The sequence below is a fragment of the Streptomyces angustmyceticus genome, from assembly GCF_040701845.1.
In the GTDB taxonomy this organism is placed as follows: domain Bacteria; phylum Actinomycetota; class Actinomycetes; order Streptomycetales; family Streptomycetaceae; genus Streptomyces; species Streptomyces angustmyceticus_A.
Genome location: NZ_JBFBHQ010000041.1, coordinates 23,048 through 41,026 on the forward strand (window position 1 = coordinate 23,048; position 17,979 = coordinate 41,026).

Annotated in this window: 19 protein-coding genes and 1 pseudogene; 10 read left to right on the forward strand and 10 right to left on the reverse strand. The window is 69.0% G+C overall.

Features of this window, described 5'->3' with window-relative positions:
- Window positions 1-29 precede the first annotated feature (29 nt).
- The 9 genes from AB0411_RS36905 to AB0411_RS36945 all read right to left on the reverse strand — a co-directional run bounded on the left by AB0411_RS36905 (window position 30) and on the right by AB0411_RS36945 (window position 7,699).
- Entirely contained in the window at window positions 30-461 is a 432-nt protein-coding gene (locus tag AB0411_RS36905; protein WP_366421612.1) for a hypothetical protein, read from the reverse strand.
- A 243-nt stretch (window positions 462-704) separates the two neighbouring features.
- Window positions 705-2,735: a conjugal transfer protein TraB gene (locus AB0411_RS36910; protein WP_366421613.1), complete on the reverse strand. Its 2,031-nt coding sequence runs from the start codon at window positions 2,733-2,735 to the stop codon at window positions 705-707.
- Window positions 2,736-2,807: 72 nt separating this feature from the next.
- Window positions 2,808-3,353 carry a plasmid transfer protein TraA gene (gene traA / locus AB0411_RS36915; RefSeq protein ID WP_366421614.1) on the reverse strand — a complete coding sequence of 182 codons (546 nt, stop codon included), beginning with the start codon at window positions 3,351-3,353 and terminating at the stop codon, window positions 2,808-2,810.
- Window positions 3,354-3,426: 73 nt separating this feature from the next.
- Window positions 3,427-4,785 carry a hypothetical protein gene (locus AB0411_RS36920; protein WP_366421615.1) on the reverse strand — a complete coding sequence of 453 codons (1,359 nt, stop codon included), beginning with the start codon at window positions 4,783-4,785 and terminating at the stop codon, window positions 3,427-3,429.
- 74 nt (window positions 4,786-4,859) lie between these two features.
- Window positions 4,860-5,450 (reverse strand): hypothetical protein, encoded by a 591-nt coding sequence (locus tag AB0411_RS36925; RefSeq protein WP_366421616.1) that lies wholly within the window; start codon window positions 5,448-5,450, stop codon window positions 4,860-4,862.
- A 40-nt stretch (window positions 5,451-5,490) separates the two neighbouring features.
- Complete coding sequence (locus AB0411_RS36930) at window positions 5,491-5,943, reverse strand: hypothetical protein (RefSeq protein WP_366421617.1); 453 nt, start codon at window positions 5,941-5,943, stop codon at window positions 5,491-5,493.
- Window positions 5,944-6,051: 108 nt separating this feature from the next.
- Window positions 6,052-6,267, reverse strand: coding sequence for a hypothetical protein (locus AB0411_RS36935; RefSeq protein ID WP_366421618.1), 216 nt, complete (start codon window positions 6,265-6,267; stop codon window positions 6,052-6,054).
- A gap of 38 nt (window positions 6,268-6,305) precedes the next feature.
- Window positions 6,306-7,217: a WhiB family transcriptional regulator gene (locus tag AB0411_RS36940; RefSeq protein WP_366421619.1), complete on the reverse strand. Its 912-nt coding sequence runs from the start codon at window positions 7,215-7,217 to the stop codon at window positions 6,306-6,308.
- A gap of 92 nt (window positions 7,218-7,309) precedes the next feature.
- Window positions 7,310-7,699: a hypothetical protein gene (locus AB0411_RS36945; protein ID WP_366421620.1), complete on the reverse strand. Its 390-nt coding sequence runs from the start codon at window positions 7,697-7,699 to the stop codon at window positions 7,310-7,312.
- Window positions 7,700-7,939: 240 nt separating this feature from the next.
- On the opposite strand from AB0411_RS36945, the gene AB0411_RS36950 reads away from it, so the two are divergent.
- The 8 genes and pseudogenes from AB0411_RS36950 (at window position 7,940) to AB0411_RS36985 (ending at window position 15,094) form a co-directional block, all read left to right on the forward strand.
- The gene (locus tag AB0411_RS36950) at window positions 7,940-8,719 is read left to right on the forward strand and encodes a GntR family transcriptional regulator (RefSeq protein ID WP_366421621.1); all 780 of its coding nucleotides are present in this window, start codon (window positions 7,940-7,942) and stop codon (window positions 8,717-8,719) included.
- 199 nt (window positions 8,720-8,918) lie between these two features.
- A complete protein-coding gene (locus AB0411_RS36955; RefSeq protein ID WP_366421622.1) occupies window positions 8,919-9,134 on the forward strand; it encodes a helix-turn-helix domain-containing protein in 216 nt (71 codons plus the stop codon).
- A gap of 273 nt (window positions 9,135-9,407) precedes the next feature.
- The gene (locus tag AB0411_RS36960) at window positions 9,408-10,550 is read left to right on the forward strand and encodes a hypothetical protein (protein ID WP_366421623.1); all 1,143 of its coding nucleotides are present in this window, start codon (window positions 9,408-9,410) and stop codon (window positions 10,548-10,550) included.
- Window positions 10,551-10,575: 25 nt separating this feature from the next.
- Window positions 10,576-12,076 (forward strand): annotated as a pseudogene (gene dnaB, locus AB0411_RS36965) (replicative DNA helicase).
- 112 nt (window positions 12,077-12,188) lie between these two features.
- Entirely contained in the window at window positions 12,189-12,539 is a 351-nt protein-coding gene (locus AB0411_RS36970; RefSeq protein ID WP_366421624.1) for a hypothetical protein, read from the forward strand.
- Between the two features lie 74 nt (window positions 12,540-12,613).
- On the forward strand, window positions 12,614-13,216 hold the full coding sequence (locus AB0411_RS36975; RefSeq protein ID WP_366421625.1) for a hypothetical protein: 603 nt from the start codon (window positions 12,614-12,616) through the stop codon (window positions 13,214-13,216).
- 262 nt (window positions 13,217-13,478) lie between these two features.
- Entirely contained in the window at window positions 13,479-14,252 is a 774-nt protein-coding gene (locus tag AB0411_RS36980; RefSeq protein WP_366421626.1) for a ParA family protein, read from the forward strand.
- On the forward strand, window positions 14,252-15,094 hold the full coding sequence (locus tag AB0411_RS36985; RefSeq protein WP_366421627.1) for a hypothetical protein: 843 nt from the start codon (window positions 14,252-14,254) through the stop codon (window positions 15,092-15,094). Before AB0411_RS36980 ends, AB0411_RS36985 begins: the two co-directional genes overlap by 1 nt.
- Window positions 15,095-15,317: 223 nt before the next feature.
- Here the strand turns inward: AB0411_RS36985 and AB0411_RS36990 are convergent, their stop codons facing one another.
- Window positions 15,318-15,560, reverse strand: coding sequence for a hypothetical protein (locus AB0411_RS36990; RefSeq protein ID WP_366421628.1), 243 nt, complete (start codon window positions 15,558-15,560; stop codon window positions 15,318-15,320).
- Window positions 15,561-15,776: 216 nt separating this feature from the next.
- Between AB0411_RS36990 and AB0411_RS36995 the strand changes: the two genes are divergently transcribed.
- Window positions 15,777-16,871, forward strand: coding sequence for a tyrosine-type recombinase/integrase (locus AB0411_RS36995; RefSeq protein ID WP_366421629.1), 1,095 nt, complete (start codon window positions 15,777-15,779; stop codon window positions 16,869-16,871).
- A gap of 787 nt (window positions 16,872-17,658) precedes the next feature.
- On the forward strand, window positions 17,659-17,847 hold the full coding sequence (locus AB0411_RS37000) for a hypothetical protein (protein ID WP_366421630.1): 189 nt from the start codon (window positions 17,659-17,661) through the stop codon (window positions 17,845-17,847).
- The last annotated feature ends 132 nt before the right edge of the window (window positions 17,848-17,979 follow it).

Genomic DNA, 17,979 nt, shown 5'->3' on the forward strand with positions numbered 1-17,979 from the left:
TCCTAGCGGGGTGAGCGAACCGGTGGGTGTCAGGCGATGTCGAAGGTGTCGGCCCTGCGCGTCTCGCGGAGCCGGCCGGAGTCGATGAGGTCGGTGATGTGGGCGGCAATCCAGGTGCGGGAGCGGCCGATGCGCGGCGCCGCCTCGACCAGATCGGCGGCGGTGACGCGGATCTGACCGGCCGCCACCAGCTCCACCAGCAGCGCCTCGACAACCGCGGCCGCACGTTCCGGGGTGGAGTAGCCGGGCCGGTTCTCGATGAGGTCGTCACGCAGGAAGGCCAGGACCCGCTTGTACTGCCGGTCGGAGATGTCGACGGTGGCGGCGTACCCCCAGGCCGGCGGCTGGCGGACCTCGAGGCGCGCGACGGTGGGCGCGGGGTCGGCGTCGACCGTGGCCCAGTTCCGCAGGGCGGCGGCCAGGACGCGGGCCTTGGTGCCGTTCTCTGATGCGGGTTTCATGGCGGTTTGTCTCCATTGACAGCGGTTGGGTGTCAGCGGGGGTGTCAGCGGGGTGTCAGCTAGCGCGCGCACGCGCATTGACCTAAGAAAACGGGCCCTCGGGCGGCTGACAGTGTCAGCGAGTGTCAGCCGCTGTCACCGCAGATCAGAAGCGGTGTCAGGCCCTTTCTGGCCTGCGATACCGGCTGCGGCCCCTGGTGTCAGCGGACCGTCAGCCGGTATCAGTGCAGGTCAGACGGGGTGTCAGGCCGTCGCCATCTCGGGGTAGAGCAGCTTGTAGACGCCCGGCTGCGGCGTCTCCTCCAGGTGGATGCCTTCATCGGCGAGGTCGCCGAGCTTCTCGGAGATCCAGGCGCGGGAGCGGCCGATCCGTCCGCCCTTGCCGTAGGGCTGGAAGTCCTTCGGGCCGACTTCCTCCCGCTCCTGGCCGCGGTATTCGGCGAGCATGGCCAGCAGCTCGGCGAACGCGACCTCGGGGGCGCGATCCTCCGCGACGGGGGCCGCTTGGCCAAACGTCCAGGTGACCGCGGCCGGCTTGATCTCCTGCTCCGGGTCGACGTCCGGGACGAAGCCGTCGTCGTCGGGGTCGGAGCCGACCAGGGCTTCTACCTCGCGGTCGGCCTGGCGCTCCAGCAGCTGCCTTTCGGCGGCCGCCGAGTCTTCCTTCGTCATGACGATGGACTCCTGTCCTTGGTCGGTGTCGTCGCTGTTCAACAGCTCGTCCTCGGCGTAACGAGCGCGGTTGGCGTACGCCTCACCAGCAGCGTTCGCGGTGACCGGGTCGGCCTGGGCGCGCGGGGCCTGGGAGAGGATCGCGACGATTTCCTCATCCGAGGGCGGCGTCCAGGTGCGGCACGGCATCGCGAACCGCTCCTCGTCGACCCCAGGGGCGACCAGGTAGAAGTAGCCGGGCCGCTGGTTCTTCCAGACCTCGGGCCGGGCGCCTTGGTCGATGACATCGTCATCAAGCGCCATGACCGTGGTGGTCTCGTTGTTGACGCCGAAGCAGAACATGCCGCCGAGCTGCTCGCGGACGTCGGTGTTCATGGCCGTTGAGCTGGGCCTTTGGATGCTGATGATGACGGAGATGCCGGCGGAACGGGCTTCTTGGACCAGGCCCTCGGCCTGGGCGCCCTCCCGGAACAGCTTCCCGGCTTCCTCCAGCCACACGATCATGTACGGCATGCCGAGCTTCTCGAACGCCTCGGGCGTCCAGTTCTTGAAGCCGGCCATCCCCAGGGCGTCGGCGCGGGCGGTGATGACCATCGACAGAGCGTCGATCATCGCTTCTCCGCCGGCGACAGACAGCTCGACCCAGTCGAGGAACGGCATGAAGGGGGCGAAGGTCTGCCGGCCCTTGGCCGGGTCGCAGGCCCAGACGATGACATCGCGCCTGGTCATAGCGTCCACCAGCCCCATACCGATACCGGCGGACTTGCCGGAACCGTTCATGCCGACCGCGCCGAAGTGCGTGGCGTTGCGGCCCTTCTTCTCGTCGCACGGGAACCAGAATTCGACTGGCGTACCGTCCTCGTACCGGCCGTTGCTGACCGCATCGACGATCGATCCGCCGAAGCGCGAGGGGCCAGGCCATGCCAGCTTCTCGACCAGCATGTCCTTGGGGATGACGACCAGTTCACCGAGGCTGGCGTCGTTGGTGTCGGGCCGGACCCGCACGCTGTTGGGGGAAACCCCCAGCTCAGTGGCGATGTTGTCGATGCGCTTGCCGATCTCCGCGTTGGTCAGCTCGCCGGGCGCGGTGATCTGGTACGGGACGGTGACCTTGTTCGGCTCGACCTTCGGCTCCCGACGCATCGCCATCTTGGCCTTGCCGATGGACTTGACCAGCAGGCCCGTCTCGCCGGCGGTGGCGGCGTCGGTCTTGGCCTCGGGGTTGACCCGCATCATCTTGCGGACGGTCCACAGACCTGCGGCGACTCCGCCCCCCATGGCCAGGCAGGAGAGCTGAGAGGCGCCGAGCGGGTCGGTGAAGGTGGCGATGGTGGTGTAACCCATCGCCGCCCCCATCGTGACCGTGGACTGGATGCGGCGCGGGGCGGTGGTGCCCTGCGCCGCCCACCAGGTGCCGGCGGTCAGGATGCCGCCGGCGACAGTCATGCCGATGGCGGCCACGGTGCTACCTCCCCACGCCTGGTTGGCGAGGAAGGTTGCGGGCACCTCGGCCAGGAGCGCCATGTACGGGCGTGCATGGTGGTGCTTCGCGATCTTCGCGAGCCCGCCCTTTGCGGCGGTGCTCTTGGTGGTGTCGGACATGGCTTCTCCTGATGTCAGCCGAGGTGTCAGCGAGGGGGTGTCAGGGGGTGTCAGCGCAGGTCAGGCGGGGTGTCAGCGCCAGTTGAAGGGCTGGCGGTGCTGCTGCTTGGGGCGACCGGGGCTGATGCTCCGCAGGTTCGCTTCGTATTCGCGCTCGAAGGTGCCGTAGGTCATGGCCGCGTACTTCTGGATGTTCTTCTCGGCGGCGGCGATCTTCTTGAGCCAGCGGGAGACGCGGCGGGCGCGGGCCCTGGCGCCGGATCGGCTACCCATGGAGTCGGGGATGGTCTTCAGGACCGCTTCGAGGTGGTCGGCGTCCATGGACCGCTCGGTTGCCCGGTTGCGGGAGTCCTTGCGGATGTATTCGCAGAAGGCGCGGATGTCGTCGTTGGACATGAAGTCGGCGCCGGGGACTCCTCGGCGACCGCCGGCCGCCGCGCCGCCGCCCTGGCCGCTGTCGTCGCCTCGGCCTCCGCCACCCTTCGGGCTGGGGGCGGGGACGGTGAGGCTGAAGCCGACGGAGGGGTTGAAGCCGCCGCCGTTCTTGGTGACGTTCTTCGTCAGGTTCTTGGTGGTGGCGCTCGACGGGGTGCTGGGGCGGCGAGGGGGAGTGGTCATGGTGTTCTCCAATCGGGTCGTGTTGCTGGGGTGAGGCCCGCCCGCCAGGAAGTGGCGGGCGGCGTGACGGTCGTCAGTCGAGGGCGGGCAGTTCGGCCCGGTCGAGAATTTCGGTGCGAATGTTCTTGGCGGTCGAGTCGGAGACGTTGCCGAGGCCGGCCGCCTTGATGGCGTTGGCGAACTCGGAAGCGGTGGGGTTCCGACGGAGCCGCGCGAACTCGGAACGGAAGATCGGGGTAGCCAGCTCCACCCACTCGTCGGCGCTTCGGCGCTTCGGAGTTGCCGCCTTCTTGGCGCCAGCTGCGGGCCTCTTGGCGGGGGCCTTCCTGGTGCCAGTTGTCGCCAGCTCGGTGGACTTCTTGGCGGCCTTGTTGTCGCCAGTTGTCGCCTTCCTGGCGGGGGCTTCCTGTCGCCAGGAAGGGGCGCCCGTTGTCGCCAGTTCGCGGCTGTTGCTGTCGCCAGTTGTCGGCGCTTCCTGGCGGTTGTTGTCGCTCGTTTCTGGCGCCAGCTCCGGGGTGGAGTTGTCGACAGGAGCGGCGTCCTGGCGGTCGATGCTGGCGGTCGTGCTGTCGACAGCTACGGGCGTCTGCGGCTTCGCCGAGCGGCGCCAGCGTTGGGGCTTGTCGGGCTTGGGAGTGGTGATCCGGTGCAGGCGGAACATCACCCAGGGGGCGATGGCTGCTACGCCGACGATCAGTTGCCACGTCGCCTTCGGGTCGCCGTTCTTGCCGATAACCGGCTCGCCGGTCGGCCCGAGGATGACGCCGAACAGTCCGGCGGCGGCGACGTGGAACACGGCATTCGCGGCGACCATCAGCAGCAGGGCGATGACGACGTCGCGGTGGCGGCGCATCGCCTGCACCACGTAGACGTCGATGCCGAGCGGCAGCAGCCACGCGAGGGCCGGCGGCCAGCCCGCCAGAACGGCGAGGGAGAACTCACCCGAGGCGGTCAGGCCGATGACAGCAGCAAGGGCGATCCGCGGGGACCACGCGTCGATCTGCTGGTCCCGGCGCTCCTTCTTGGCGAGCCGGTCCTCAGTCTGCTGGCGCGCTGCCTCGAGGATCTGCTCGGCCTCGCTACGGATGGCGCGGGCGTCGTTGTCGGCGCCGGCCAGGGTGCGGGCCCGCAGCCCCTTCGTCTCCTCGGCCGTCCATTCGGCCTGGGCCTTGGCGTCGACCGCCAGGCGGCGGGCGTCGTCCTGGGCCTTCGTCAGGATCTGGGCGGCCTTGGCCTTGGCGGCGGCGACCAGCTGCTCGGCGTCCTCGCCCTGCTGGGGGGTCTTCTCCCAGACGGTGGCATTGTCGTCCTGCTGGACGGGCCGCCACTCATACGTCGGCGGGGTGGTGGGGGACGGCACCCCCGCCAGGGGGGTCTTGCCGTCGGGGCCATACAGGACGCTGTCCTGACGGTCGACCGGGGCGGTTGTCACGGGGGATCTCCTAGCGTTCGATCACCGGGGGAGAGGCGCCCCGGTGGGGGCGGGGCGCCGGTCAAGCAGCGGGGTCAGTTGGCGGGGGCGGCGGGGAAGGCCCGGCACTTCTCGGCGTGGGCGTTGGCTTCGTCCCGGGCTTCCTGCTGCCGCCGGTAGTTCGGGTCGTGGTAGGTGTCGCCCTCGCGGCCGTAGGCACCGCAGCCGGCGCACGTCCACTGAAAGCCAGAGATCTCGTAGGGCTTGTCGGCGGCGAAGGGCGGGCAGCTGCTCCAGCGGGTGACGAACCGCGTGCTCTCCACGGCGACGGTGGCGCCGCCGAGGGTGAGGAAGCGCATCAGGTACGTGTCGCCCTGGGTCTTGGTGGGGCTATCGCCACGCGGCCGCAGGAACTCGGCGGGGATCTCGTAGTCGGCCGGCAGCTCGATGGCCTCCCAGGGGATGTCGCCGGGGCCCGGCTTCCCCAGGTGGAAGATGCGGAGCTTCCGAACCCAGCTCGTCGGGTAGTTGGCGACGTCGTCGTCGAAGGGGCCGTCGTTGAAGAACTCCAGGGCCCAGTCGTCGCCGGCGGCGCGGTCGTCGGCGAGGATGCGCAGGCCGAGGGTGAGGGCTTCGGCGGTGGGGCGGGCGGGGACGGGCTTCGGGGTGCGGTTGCGGCGGAACATGGCGGGTCCTTTCGGCTGGTGGTGCGCGGTGGGTGGGTGGTCAGCCGAGCTCGGCGGGCAGGACGCCGGCCCGCAAGGCGCGGTCCTCGGCCTTGTCCGCGTCGGCGGCCAGGACGGCGAGGTACGGCGGGATGTGCGAGGCCCCCATGTCGACGGCGGCCTGGGCCTTGGCGTGGCGTTCGCGGGCGTCCTTCGCGGCGTCGATGAGCAGGCCGCGGTGGGCCTCGACGAGCCGGTCCCGGAGGCCACCGAAGAGCAGGTCGCAGATGCTCCCCGCGCCGTAGGAAGCCATGACGGCGACCAGCCCGGAGAAGAAGGCCCGGCCCTGCACCCCGGCTGTGACAAAGCCTTCGTGGGTGTTGTCAAAGGCGACCACGGCGAACGATCCGGCGGCGGCCATCATCAGGAAGGCAGAGAAGACGTCGAGGCTGATACGAGCGGCCTGGTATCCGGCGATGGACCGGCGGCTGGTGGCGGGGGTCGCGGGGACCATTGGTTCTCCTAGCGGGGTTGTGGCCTGCGGCGGGACTGCCCGGCTCTCGGCCCAGCTCGGCGGTGGAAGCCCGAGCAGGACCGGGCGCCGGAAGGCACCAGGGGAGGGTCAGAGCTCGTTGCGTTCGAGGGAGAAGAAGAGGACGTTGGCGCCCTTCAACTCGGGGCTGTCGTGGCCGACGGCCGCGAGGAGGTCGCCGTAGACCTCGGCCCGCGTCTGGCCCGGCTGGGGGGTGCAGCTGTTGGCGAAGGTCGCGACGACGATTCCTCCGCTGCTGGCCTGCTGCTGGAGGGTGAGAACGAAGTGGTGGGTGCCTTGCTGCATGGATCTCTCCTTGATCGGGTGGTGCCGGTTGGGAAGGGTCAGTTGGTCTTGTTGCGGGCGGCGTTGAGGTCCCGCCGCTCCCCCGGGATGAGGCCCGCCTGGATGCCGTGCTGCCGGTCACCGCCCAGCAGGGCGACGTCGAGGCACGGCTCACGGAACGGGCAGCCCTCGCACAGGGCCTTGGCCTGCTCGAGGCGGTCCTGGTTCATCTGCTGGTCGCTCACGCCGAAGAACAGGTCGGCCAGACCGGAGCAGGCCGGCTTCTCGGCGGCGGCCGCGCAGTCCGACGGGTTGCCCTTCAGCGCGTGCAGCGCGTGGGCGGTCAGTACGTCGGACAGGGAGTAGAGGAAGACCGTCCGCTCCTTGAGCGGGTCCGGCCACCGCGGCAGGTCGTACGTCTTGACGATCCGGCTGACCGTCGAGGCCGACACCGGGTAGCCCGAGGTCTTGAAGAACTGGACCAGGCGCGGGATGTCCATCACGTCACGGGGCGGCTTCACCGACCGGCGGATGCCCTTCGGCTGGACCGGGCGAGCCATCATCAGGTCGACCAGGGTCCAAGACCGTTGGCGGCCGGCGGCGGCACAGTGCCGGTTGACGCACACCGCGCGGCCCTGGTGGAGGAGCAGCCCGTACGTCCCGCAGTAGGGGCAGGTGACCGAGCGGACCGAATTCGTCTCGCCCATCAGGGCCTGGGTCTTGATGGCCTGCGCCTTGCGGAGCGCCTCGGCCTTCCGCAGCGCCAGGGACGTCCCCTGGGCGGCCAGCCGGTCGGCGGCGGCGAGGGTCTTGGTGCCCTTCGCGATGTGATCGAGGACGGTGACGTTCACCGGGGCCTTCCCTTCCGTGCGCCGAGCGGTGGGGCCTTCCGGCCGGACCGAGGTGGAGCCCGCGGCTTTCCAGTGCGGGGCTTCGAGCAGTGCGAGGAGTTGTTCCGGAGATGCGGGCATAGCGGTCCCCCTGGGCCGGCGTGCTGGAGCTGGTGATGCGGGGCCCGGCAGGGAGTGGGGGTGCGTCTGCCGGGCCGACCGGTGCGAGACCGCTAGGGGCGGTGCGTGATCTCCTGGGCCTTGATGTAGGCCGAGGTGAAGTGAACGGAGACCGTGCCGGTGATGCTCAGGCGCTTGCCGAGGGTCAGCAGGCCGGCGTTCTCCCGGTAGATGTGGGGAGAGACGTGGACCAGGCCGGTGTCGCCGATGTCCGAGGTGAGGACGATGACCGCGGAGATTTTGGTGGCGGACTGGTAGTGCTGATTGATGTGGGTGACGATGCCGGTCGCCGTGACCTGGGTGCCGTGCTCGATCTCGTCCAGGCGCTTGGCGGTGGGGGTGTCGAGGATCAGACGGGCGGCGAACTCAAAGCGGGGGAAGCAGCGGATCTGAGGGATGGGGCTGTTGCCGTTCGCGGCGGTGGCTCCGGTACCGTTCTGCATGCGAGTTGCTCCTACCTAGCGGGGTAGCGATTCGCCGGGCCCAGACGGGCCCCCGAAGGTCCAGGTGTGCTACCACCTGGGCCTTTCGGCGTTCATGGGCCCTTCTGCGCCTTCCGGGGCGGGTAGCTCCGGTGGCGACAGGAGAAGCTTCACACGCTCGCTTGGCGATGTCAACTGCTCGCCAGGCATTGCGAGTGTCACGCTTGGCAAAGCGAGCTGAACGCCTGTATGGTCTTGGCCATGACCAGTAACCGTCCGGCATATCGCGCCGTTGCAGACCAGATCCGTACCGCCATCGAGGCAGGCACGTACGCGCCCGGCGCCCAGCTGCCGGGCGACATGACGCTGGCCAAGCAGTTCGACACCAGCAGGGCAACCGTCGGTAGCGCCATCAGGCTGCTGCAAGCCGAGGGCTACCTCATCAAGAAGGGGCGCAACTACGCCGTGTCTCCACTCCTGAAGAAGATCCTCCGAGACGCCAACGTCCGGTACCGCAAGAAGAACCGGGAGGCCGGCCCCGACGGTCAGCCCTCGGGTGGCGCCTTCGCTTCGGAGGTCAAGGCGCTTGGCATGCGCGCCGGCAGCGACGTCACGGTCGACCGCGTTGTCCCGCCGGCCAAGGTCGCCGAACTTCTCGACGTCCCGGCAACCGAGGCTTCCGTCCTGTCACGGGCCCGGCGGATGACCGCTGACGACATTCCCGTACAGCTCGCTACGTCGTACATCCCCGGCGACATTGCCTTCGACAGTCCGCTGGAGAACGTCGACACCGGCGCTGGCGGCATGATCAGCCGACTCGCCGAGATGGGCTTCCCGCAGGCCGAGGTCACCGAGGAGATCAACGTTCGGACCCCGTCGCCGGAGGAGGTGGAGGAGCTTGCCCTTACCGAGGACGCCCGCGTGTACGAGCTGCTACACATCGCCCGGACCGCCGAGGGCCGCTCCGTCGAGGTGGCCGTCCACATCATGCCGACGTCCGTCTGGACGCTCCGGTACGGCTGGGAGATCGACGCCAGCTGACAGCAGTACAGGGAGCGGGCCCCCGCTGACCGGGGCCCGCTTTAGTGGGCGTGGTGGCGTCACGGGGAGTCGCCAACCACTAACCCGCAGGTCAGGGGAGCGCCGGGGAAGACCCTGGGAACGACCGGCGGTTTTTGGTCTAGCGTCTGATTTCACGCCACCGCCAACTGCGGGCGTTCCATGAGGGATCGGAGCAGAGATGCCCTACAAGACCAACCTGGTCTTCACGCCGGACTGGATGAAGATCTCCGAGCTGGCCGGTCGCCTGGGGTGCCACCCGAAGACGGTCCGGAACCAGATTCGGCGAGGGGTTATCCCTGTTCGCTGGATCATGATCAACGGCATCATCCACGTGAACCGTGCGCAGTACCTCGCCTGGCTTGAGGGCGAGGACACGAAGGCGAAAGCCGCCTAGACGTGCCGAAGCCCCTGGCTGCGAACCAGGGGCCTCGAATGCGTCTCGCTCCGCCGTAAGGATCTGGGAAGGTCCGGCGGAGCTCCCTTCCAAAGGAAGTCCAGAGCGTTCACGCTCCGGTGCCTACGGTACCCAACGTCTTCGGGTGCTGTAACCCCGGCACTGGTGTGTGACCCGCCACGGACTCCCCATACCCCCATCGGGAGCACAAATGGCGACCCGCGCCACAGCACAGCCCAGGCCCTCCGTCCCCGCGATTTGCGGGAGGTCCTGGTGAGCGAAGAGCAGTTCGAAGAGGGCTCAGCAGTCATCGGGCGCGCACAGTCTCTTCGCCCGTCTGTCCCTCTCTACCGCCACATGATCTATGGGTCGGGCCTTTCCCATTCCCTGGACTTCGTCGTGCTGATGCACATCCACTTCATGTGTGAGGACGGCAAGGACTTCACCGTCCAGGACCTCATCGACTCCCTGCGCGCCGAGGGCATCCGTAACGCCAACGGGAAGGGCGACGGCCTGGTGGGCAGTAAGGCCGTCTACGAGTCCGTTGCGCGGCTCCGCGCGGCCGGCTTCCTTCATCGGGCGCAGGGCAACGGCGGCAGCTTCGGGAAGGTCTCCTACACCTTCCACGAGTTCCCCGCCACGGACCCCAACTGGACCCCTCCGGGGATGTCCGGTTCGACCGGGGACCTCCCGTTTCCCCTCACAGGAGAAGCGCAACCGACCAGTAACGAGATCTCCGCAGGTCAGACCGCTTCTCCTCACAAGGGAAGCGCTGACAAGGGAAGCGCTGACAGGCGAAGCGGAAAATCCCCCATTCTCGCAGGTCAGACCGGTTCTCCTCTGAGGGGAAGCGGAAAGGGTTCCCCCCCACACCCCCCGGAGGGAGGAGGTAACTCCTCCCCCCAACCCCCCAAGACGGGCAACAAGGGCAGGGCGCCCAAGGCCGACCGGCTTGCTGTCGCTTGCGCCCTCACGGATGAGGACTACCAGCCGACCAAGGAACAGATCGCCGCTGCTGACACCTGGCTCCAGGACCTTCGTGGCAAGTGGCAGCAGAGCATTCCCGAGGCGCGCACCATCGCGCCGCTGCTGGCTTCCTACGTCCACGCCCTCGACCACGAGCTGGACGACTACCTCGAACTGCTCCTGACCCAGGAAGACCCGAAGGACAAGGTGATCGTTGCGTCCCGGGTGCTGCCTCACCGCATCAAGCACCTGAAGCGGCGGCGTCGCGATGAGCGGGAGCCCCTGCCCCAGCAGCAGGGCGCCTCATCCGGCGGCGGCATCGGGTGGTGTGGGGAGTGCAACGGCGGCGAAATGCCGCTCATGCCGTACCAGCGGACGGTCGAACTGCCCGACGGCACCGACGTCCCGTGCGAGGCGTGCCACCCGAAGTACGCCCGCAGCAACGCCTGACCCGCACAACGCCGCAGCGGCCGGTATCTCCCTCGCCAGGGCCGGCCGCTGCTCGAAGGCTCGAAAGGAGCCACACCATGAGTATCCCCCAGCAGACCCAGGACGCCTCCCCGGCCGCCGACGCCAACCTCTGGGAGGCCGAGGAAGCCCCCCGCGGCAACGAGGTACCAGACACCTTCCGCAGCGGCGGCCGGAAGGCGGACACCTTCGAGCGCGTCCCGCCGCAGGACCTGGACGCCGAGCAGTCCGTCCTCGGCGGCATGCTGCTGTCCAAGGACGCCATCGAGGACTGCCTCCAGGTCGTCAAGGCGGAGGACTTTTACCGCCCGGCCCATGAGCTGGTCTTCCGGTCGATCCTCGACAAGTACGCCGCAGGCGACCCGGCCGACCCCATCACCATCGCCGACGCGCTGACCAAGCGCGGGGAGATCGCCCGGGTAGGCGGTGCCTCGTACCTGCACACCCTTGTCCAGTGCGTGCCGACGGCCGCCAACGCCGAGTACTACGCCGAGATCGTTCACGAGCGCGGGGTGCTCCGCCGCCTGGTCGAGGCCGGTACCCGCATCACGCAGATGGGATACGCCGCCGAGGGCGACGTAGACGAGATCGTCAACCAGGCGCAGGCCGAGCTGTACGCGGTCAACGACCAGCGCACCAGCGAGGACTACGCCCCCATCGGCGACGGCATGGAGCAGGACCTGGACGACCTGGACGCGCTGTGCAACGGCGACGGCGGCCTGGCCGGCCTCGCTACCGGCATCACGGACCTGGACGCCCTGCTGTCCGGGTTGCAGCCCGACCAGTTCGTCATCATCGCCGCCCGGCCGGCCATGGGTAAAAGCACCCTCGCCCTGGACTTCTGCCGTGAGTCGTCCATCAAGCGTGATCTTGCTACCGCGTTCTTCTCCCTGGAGATGGGCCGGAAGGAGATCAACCACCGTCTGTGGTCGGCGGACGCAAAGGTCCCGCTGCACCACATCCGCGGCGGGGCGATGACCGATGAGGACTGGACAAGGCTGGCCCGCCGGATGCCGACCATCTCGGCGGCGCCGCTCTACGTGGACGCCTCGCCGAACCTGACCATGATGGACATCCGAGCAAAGGCCCGCCGTCTGGTCCAGCGCCACGACGTCAAGATGATCGTCGTCGACTACATCCAACTGATGCAGACTGGCGCCCGGTCGAAGGAGACCCGGCAACAGGATGTCTCGGACATCTCCCGCGGCCTCAAGCTCCTCGCCAAGGAACTGCACGTGCCCGTGATCGGCCTGTCGCAGCTGAACCGCGGCCCGGAGAGCCGAACCGACAAGAAGCCGATGGTGTCCGACCTTCGAGAGTCCGGATCGCTTGAGCAGGACGCCGACATCGTGATCCTGCTGCACCGCGAGGACATGTACGAGAAGGAGTCCCCGCGGGCCGGCGAAGCCGACCTGATCGTGGCCAAGCACAGGAACGGGGCTACCTCGACCGTCACGGTGGCCTTCCAGGGGCACTATTCGCGGTTCGTGGACATGGCGCAGACCTGACCCGGCCCGGTGTTCCCCCTGCTCACAGCCCTCCGGGGGAAGTAGGGGGAACACTTCGCCAGAAAGTCGCTACCTTCGAAGTAGGCGCGGGGCCTGACGAATTGGAAGAGCTATGGACACCATGCTCAGCCCCGCCGCCCGGCAGGTAGCGCGCTTCTGGGCCCAGGGCCACGATCGATCGGCCTGCGTCGTCCGCGGGTACGCCCGCCAGGTCCAGGACCACCTCGACCACGGCGCCGACCCCGACTATCTCCGCCGCGTCGCCGGATGGATGAGCCTGGAACGGCCCGAGTGCCTCGACATCGACATGGCACTCCGGTTCGCGGCCGCGCCCCGCCCGGACGTCACCACCCGCACCCTCCATGCCTGCGTGTGCCGCGGCGGTTCGGCCCGATCCGGCGGCGCACCCGCCCCGGCCACGCTCCGCCAGCTCATCCGGCGCCCCGCTTCCCGGGCCGCCTGACCTTCCGCATGCTTCCCGAACTTCCCGCGGGCCGGCCGAGTGCGGGCGGCCGGCCCCTCACCACTGGAGCACCGTTGAGCGACTGCACCGCCTGCCAGGCCCCGATCGGGGCCCGCTTCACCTTCACCACCTGCCAGTCGTGCGAGGACTGGATGCGCGACCGGCTCAACGAGATCGAGCACCTGTGGCTGGAGCTCCCCGACTTCCTGGAGCGCGGCACCACCGGCGCCGGCCCCCGCGTCTCCGGCGGCAACGTCGAGGCGCCGCTACCGCTGAACGGCGACGTCCTGGACCTCGCCGTCAGCGTCTACCTTCGCCTCGGCCCGCACGAGGCAGCGATCCGCGCCGCCCGCCACGAACCCGCCCAGGCCCCGCGCCCGGTCGCCGCCGACGAATCCGGCACGGACCTGATGGTGTCCCGCGTCCTGCGCTCCCTGCGCCGGAACCTTCCCTGGGCCGCCGAGCATGTCGACCTCGCCGAGCTGGCGCTGACGCTGCGGGAACTGGCGGGGGAGATGCGGCACGCCACCGGCAACCGCCCGGACACCAAGACCCTCAACACGCCGTGCCCGGCCTGCTCCGGCACGCTGCTGCTGCACCACACCACCCGCAGCGTCCATTGCTCCGAGTGCGGCCGCCCGGTCGACCCCGCCGCGTTCACCGCCCGCGCGGCCTGACCCCGGAACACAGAAAGGCCCCCGCCCGACCGTCTCGCCCCAGACGGTCAAGCGGGGGCCTTCTGCTGCATTCCGCAATGGCGGCGCATATCGGGAAGCATGGGACCCTCCCACACCCAGGATGACACCGAGCGCCGGGCGCCATTCCCCCGGCCACACGCCGAGCGGCCAGGCCCTGCGACGGGCGCCAGGCTGGCCATGAAAGGCTATGGCGGTCCGAGTACCCGCACCCCGGGGAAGTCACGGAACCCCATGGAGAACCATGTCATCAACCCTTAACAGCGCCATCGACGTTGTTGCCCGCGTGGTCAGTGGCGACGGCCCCACGGTCGTCGTCGTGATCCAGCAGAAGGGCGGCAGCGGCAAGTCCACGATCACGGTTAACCTCGCCGCCGTCGCTGGCAACTCCAGTGTCATGCACAACGACGTTGAGGCAGCCGCCGTTGTCGCCGCCGGCATCGACCCCCAGGGCAGCCTGGAACGCTGGGCCGACCGCGTCGCCGAGGAACACCTGCCCTTCGACTACCTGGTCACCCGCGGAGAGCTGGGCATCCTGCCGAAGCTGGCCAAGGACCCCAACCGCAAGCGCATCTACGTCGACACCCCCGGCTTCATGGAGATCGACGAAGACGCCGAGTGGGGCGCGGACCCGCTCGGCGACGGCAAGGTGGCCGACGCAATGCGGGAAGTCCTCGACCTGGCACACTTCGCCATCGTCCCCATCACCCCCGAGTGGCTGTCCTGGGAGCCCGCCGAGTTCACCATCGAGCGCATCCTCAAGCCGCGCGGCATCCCGTTCCTGGTCGTCATCAACCTGCACGACCCTCGCGACGGCGAGGCCGCTCTCGACAAGGTCAAGGAGTGGATCGACGAGCGGGGTTATCCCCGCATGGCCGACCCCATCCGCCGCTACGTCATTCACTCGCGCGCCGCCGAGAAGGGGCTGGTTGTGACCCAGTACGACCCCAGCGGGACCGCGCTGCGGGCCAAGGAAGACTTTTCCGCCCTCGCCCTGACCGTTGAGCAGGTGCTCTGATGGGGCGCCGCATGAACCCGGGCGGGGCCGCCAAGACGGCTGGCGGGCCGACGACCATTGCTCAGCTGGCCCGCGAACTGCCTGTCGTCAAAGGCCCCGAAGGTGACGCCCCTGCGCTTATGCAGCGGGAGCAGGACATGCTGGCCCGGTGCGAAGCCGGCGTCGGCATGCTGCAACTCGCGTTCTGGCTCGCAGGCAAGGCGCTTCAGGTCATCCGGGACGCCAAGCTGTACCGCGCCACTCACGACACGTTCGAGGCGTATTGCCTCGAGCGGTGGGACATCGGCAAGAGCTACGCCACGCGCCTCATCCGCACCTGGCAGATCGCCGAGGCGCTGAACGAACTGGAATCGAACGGAACGGTTCCGATCGGAACCATGAAGAAGGTCGCCCAGACCCAGCTCTGGGAGCTGGTGCCGGCCGCCGACGCGTGGGACGCTCCCTCGGCCGCGTTCGTGTACCGCTTCGTCCTCGAGGTCTACGGCCCCAAGCTGACGGCCGAGGTCCTGGCCGGTGCGGTCGAAGCGCTCAACCTCGAGCGGGCCTTCAACAAGAAGGCGGTCAGTGAGCAGATCGCCGCCCACTTCGCCGAGCAGGCCGACAAGAAGAGCGACGAACCGGACCCCATCGCGGTACGCGTGGCCAAGGCCGTACCGGACCGCTGGATTCGGAAGCTGGCGAAGACGGACCGCGACCAGGCCGCCGCCTTCCTCGACCGTGTCCAGCAGCAGGTCGACGCCTACCGCGCCGAGCTGCTGGCGCCGGCCGAACTGCCGGAGCAGAAGAACGCGTCGGCGGACAGGACCGAAACGGGGGCAACGCCTGTCAGTGCTGCCCCCTAGGCTGGAAGCACGCTGATTCGCAGACGCCCGCCGGGACTTGTGGAGAGATCGGCACCAGGTGCAGCGTGACGAAAGGCCCCTCGGCCCATCGGTCGGGGGGCCTTCGTCATGCCCGAACCCTGTCCTATGTTTTTGGGCAAAAATACGGCGCGGAGTCTTCCCCCACGCGGACCGGCCCGGTATCACGCGCGCACGCGCACACGCGCAGAGATAGGGGAGCGGGTCAGAACAGCGCGGCCTGGTCGACGACGAGCTGGCCCGGATCGTCCGGGTGGGCCGGGAACAGCGGCGGCATGTACGCCAGCATGGCCGGCTGGTCCTTCTTCGGGTGCACCACCTTCAGCGACCCCGGGCACGACTTGAGGTCCCGGTCCCGCACCGGCGGATCGTGGCGGCACAACCGGCCGCGGTTCGTGACCGCGATGTCGCGGCCGCACGCATGGCACTCGTGACGGTGGTAGCTCATCCCCGCGCCTTCCTTCGCTGTCCCCGGCGGCCAGTGTCCTATAGCCCTGGGCACAAAAACATCCGGAGGGGGGCGTTCCCTGAAATGCCCCCGCATGGGTGTTCGCCTGCGAGTGATCGACCGTCACCAGGCAGGGCCGCCACGGAAGTACCCAATAATTACTGTTATTGGGTACTCTCGCATTGGAGGGGTCACCGCGGCCCCGGAGAGGCGACCGTGACCGATCTCGTACTGCGCCCCGCCGGCCAGCTCGCCACCGCGCGACGCACGGCCGCCGATGACTGGCCCGCCGAAGCAATCGACCTCGCCAACGAACTCGGCGAGCACTACCCGCAAGGCGACCCGTTCCCCGCCCTCGCCGGCGCATGGATCGCCCGGCAGAAGCGGGCCAACACCCGCGGCACCTACTCCCGACAGTTCAAGACCTGGGAGCAGTACGCCCGAGAGACCGGCGCCCACCCGCTCGAAGCGCGCTTCACCCTCGCCGAGGCGTTCTCTCGCTACCTGGAGAAGGCGCCCACCCTGCGCCCGGTCAAGGGCGGCCGCCGCGGCGAACGCGCCCCGACCGGGCGGCCGCTCGCCGACGCTTCCCGCGCGAATCTGCTGTCGGCTTGCTCCTCGTTCCACACCTACGCCGTCCGGGCCCGCAACGAAGGCATCGACCCGTTCGCGCTCGTCGTCCGCCCCGACGTCGACCCGGACTACTCCGCCACCAAGGGCAGCACCGAGGACGAGTCCGCGCGGCTCCTCGATGCCGCCTACGACGACGGCCCCCGCGCCTACGCCCTGGTGTCCGTCATCTACACCATGGCCATGCGCCTGGACATGACGCTGAGCGCCCGTGCCGAGAAGCTGGGGCACAACGAAGGGCACCGCGTCCTGGACGTCATCACCAAGGGCGGCCGGACCGTCCAGAAGGTCGTCCCGCCCAGCACCGCCCACGCCATCGACGTCTACCTGGCCGGCCGTACTGATGGCGTCATCTTCCAGACCCGCACGGGCAAGCCCCTCGATGCGAAGTACGTGTGGAAGCTGCTGCGGCGCCTCGCCGCCGAGGCCGGCCTCAAGAACGCGGCCACCTTCCACCCGCACGTGCTCAAGCACGACGCCGTCACCCACGCGCTCAAGGCCCCGGGTGCCAAGCTCCACCACGTCCAGGACTTCGCCGACCACAAGGACCCTCGAACCACCCGCCGATACGACCGCCGCCGCGGCGCCCTCGCCAGCAGCCCCGCCTACGGCATCGCCGCTCGTCTCGCCGAGGCCCGCGGCCGCACCGAGCGGCAGGCCGGCGCCGCCGAAGGGGCCTGATCGAGCAGGGGCAACAGATGGGGCGATTGTGGTGACAATCGAGCGCATGGCCTACTACCCGCCACTTCCCGCACCCCTGGCGGCCGCCCTGGTCGGCGTCCAGCCCGACACCATCCGGCAATGGCGCCGCCGGGGACTGATACGTCCCGTCGGTGGCACCCCCCGAAAGCCCCTCTACCTCGCCGCGGACGTCCTCGCCGCCCGCGACTCACTCCGACCGAAAGCCCGCCCTATGGCAGCTGCTTGACGCTTCAACAGACATATGTCACGATCTCCGCAAGCACCACTGTGCCCATACAAATGAATAGACGACGAAAGCCCCGCAGGCCCCCGCCGCCGCGGGGCTTCGTCGTTCCCCCAGACAGGCCCGCCAGCGCTATCCCCGCGCCTCTGGCGGGCCGTTGCTGTCCGCGGAGCCCCGTGCGTGCAAGGGAAGGCGCGCACGTGCGGCCCCGCGGACACGGCTCCCCTCCGTCGCAGCGGCCACGCCGACAAGGAACCGCTCCGGACGGGGAGCCCCAGACCACCAAGGAGCCGCGGTGCCCAGACCCTGCTCGCCGTACCGCACATGGGCCGACGCAGCAGCGCTCCGCATGCTCGCCGACGCCCTGGACGCCGCTTCCGCAGACCTCGCCACCAGCCCAGCAACGCCCCGCGTCCTGTACGCCGGCGCCCTGACGCTGCACCTGGACACCGTCGACAACGGCCAAGGACAGCAGGTCTACGCCATCGACCTACGTCGACCCTGCAAGCGACCTTCCCCGCCCACCCAAGGAGACAAGACGTCATGGCTCGCACCGTCGAGGACAAAGCCCGAGGCAAGGCGCTCACCTTCGCCGAGCTCGAAGCCTTCGTAGAGCACGCACGCAACGCAGGCGTTCAGCCCGAAGCCGTCATCTCCGGAACCGTCACCTTCGGAGCCAAGATCAAGGCGCTGAAGGTCACCGTGGACACCACGCCCCCTCTCACCCCCTGACATGCCCTCCCGCCCCCGTAAGCCCTGCCCCATCCCTGGATGCCCAGAGACAGTGACGCAAGGGCGATGCGATACGCACACGCGCGAGGCAGAGCAGCAGCGAGGCAGCAGCACACAGCGTGGATACGGCAG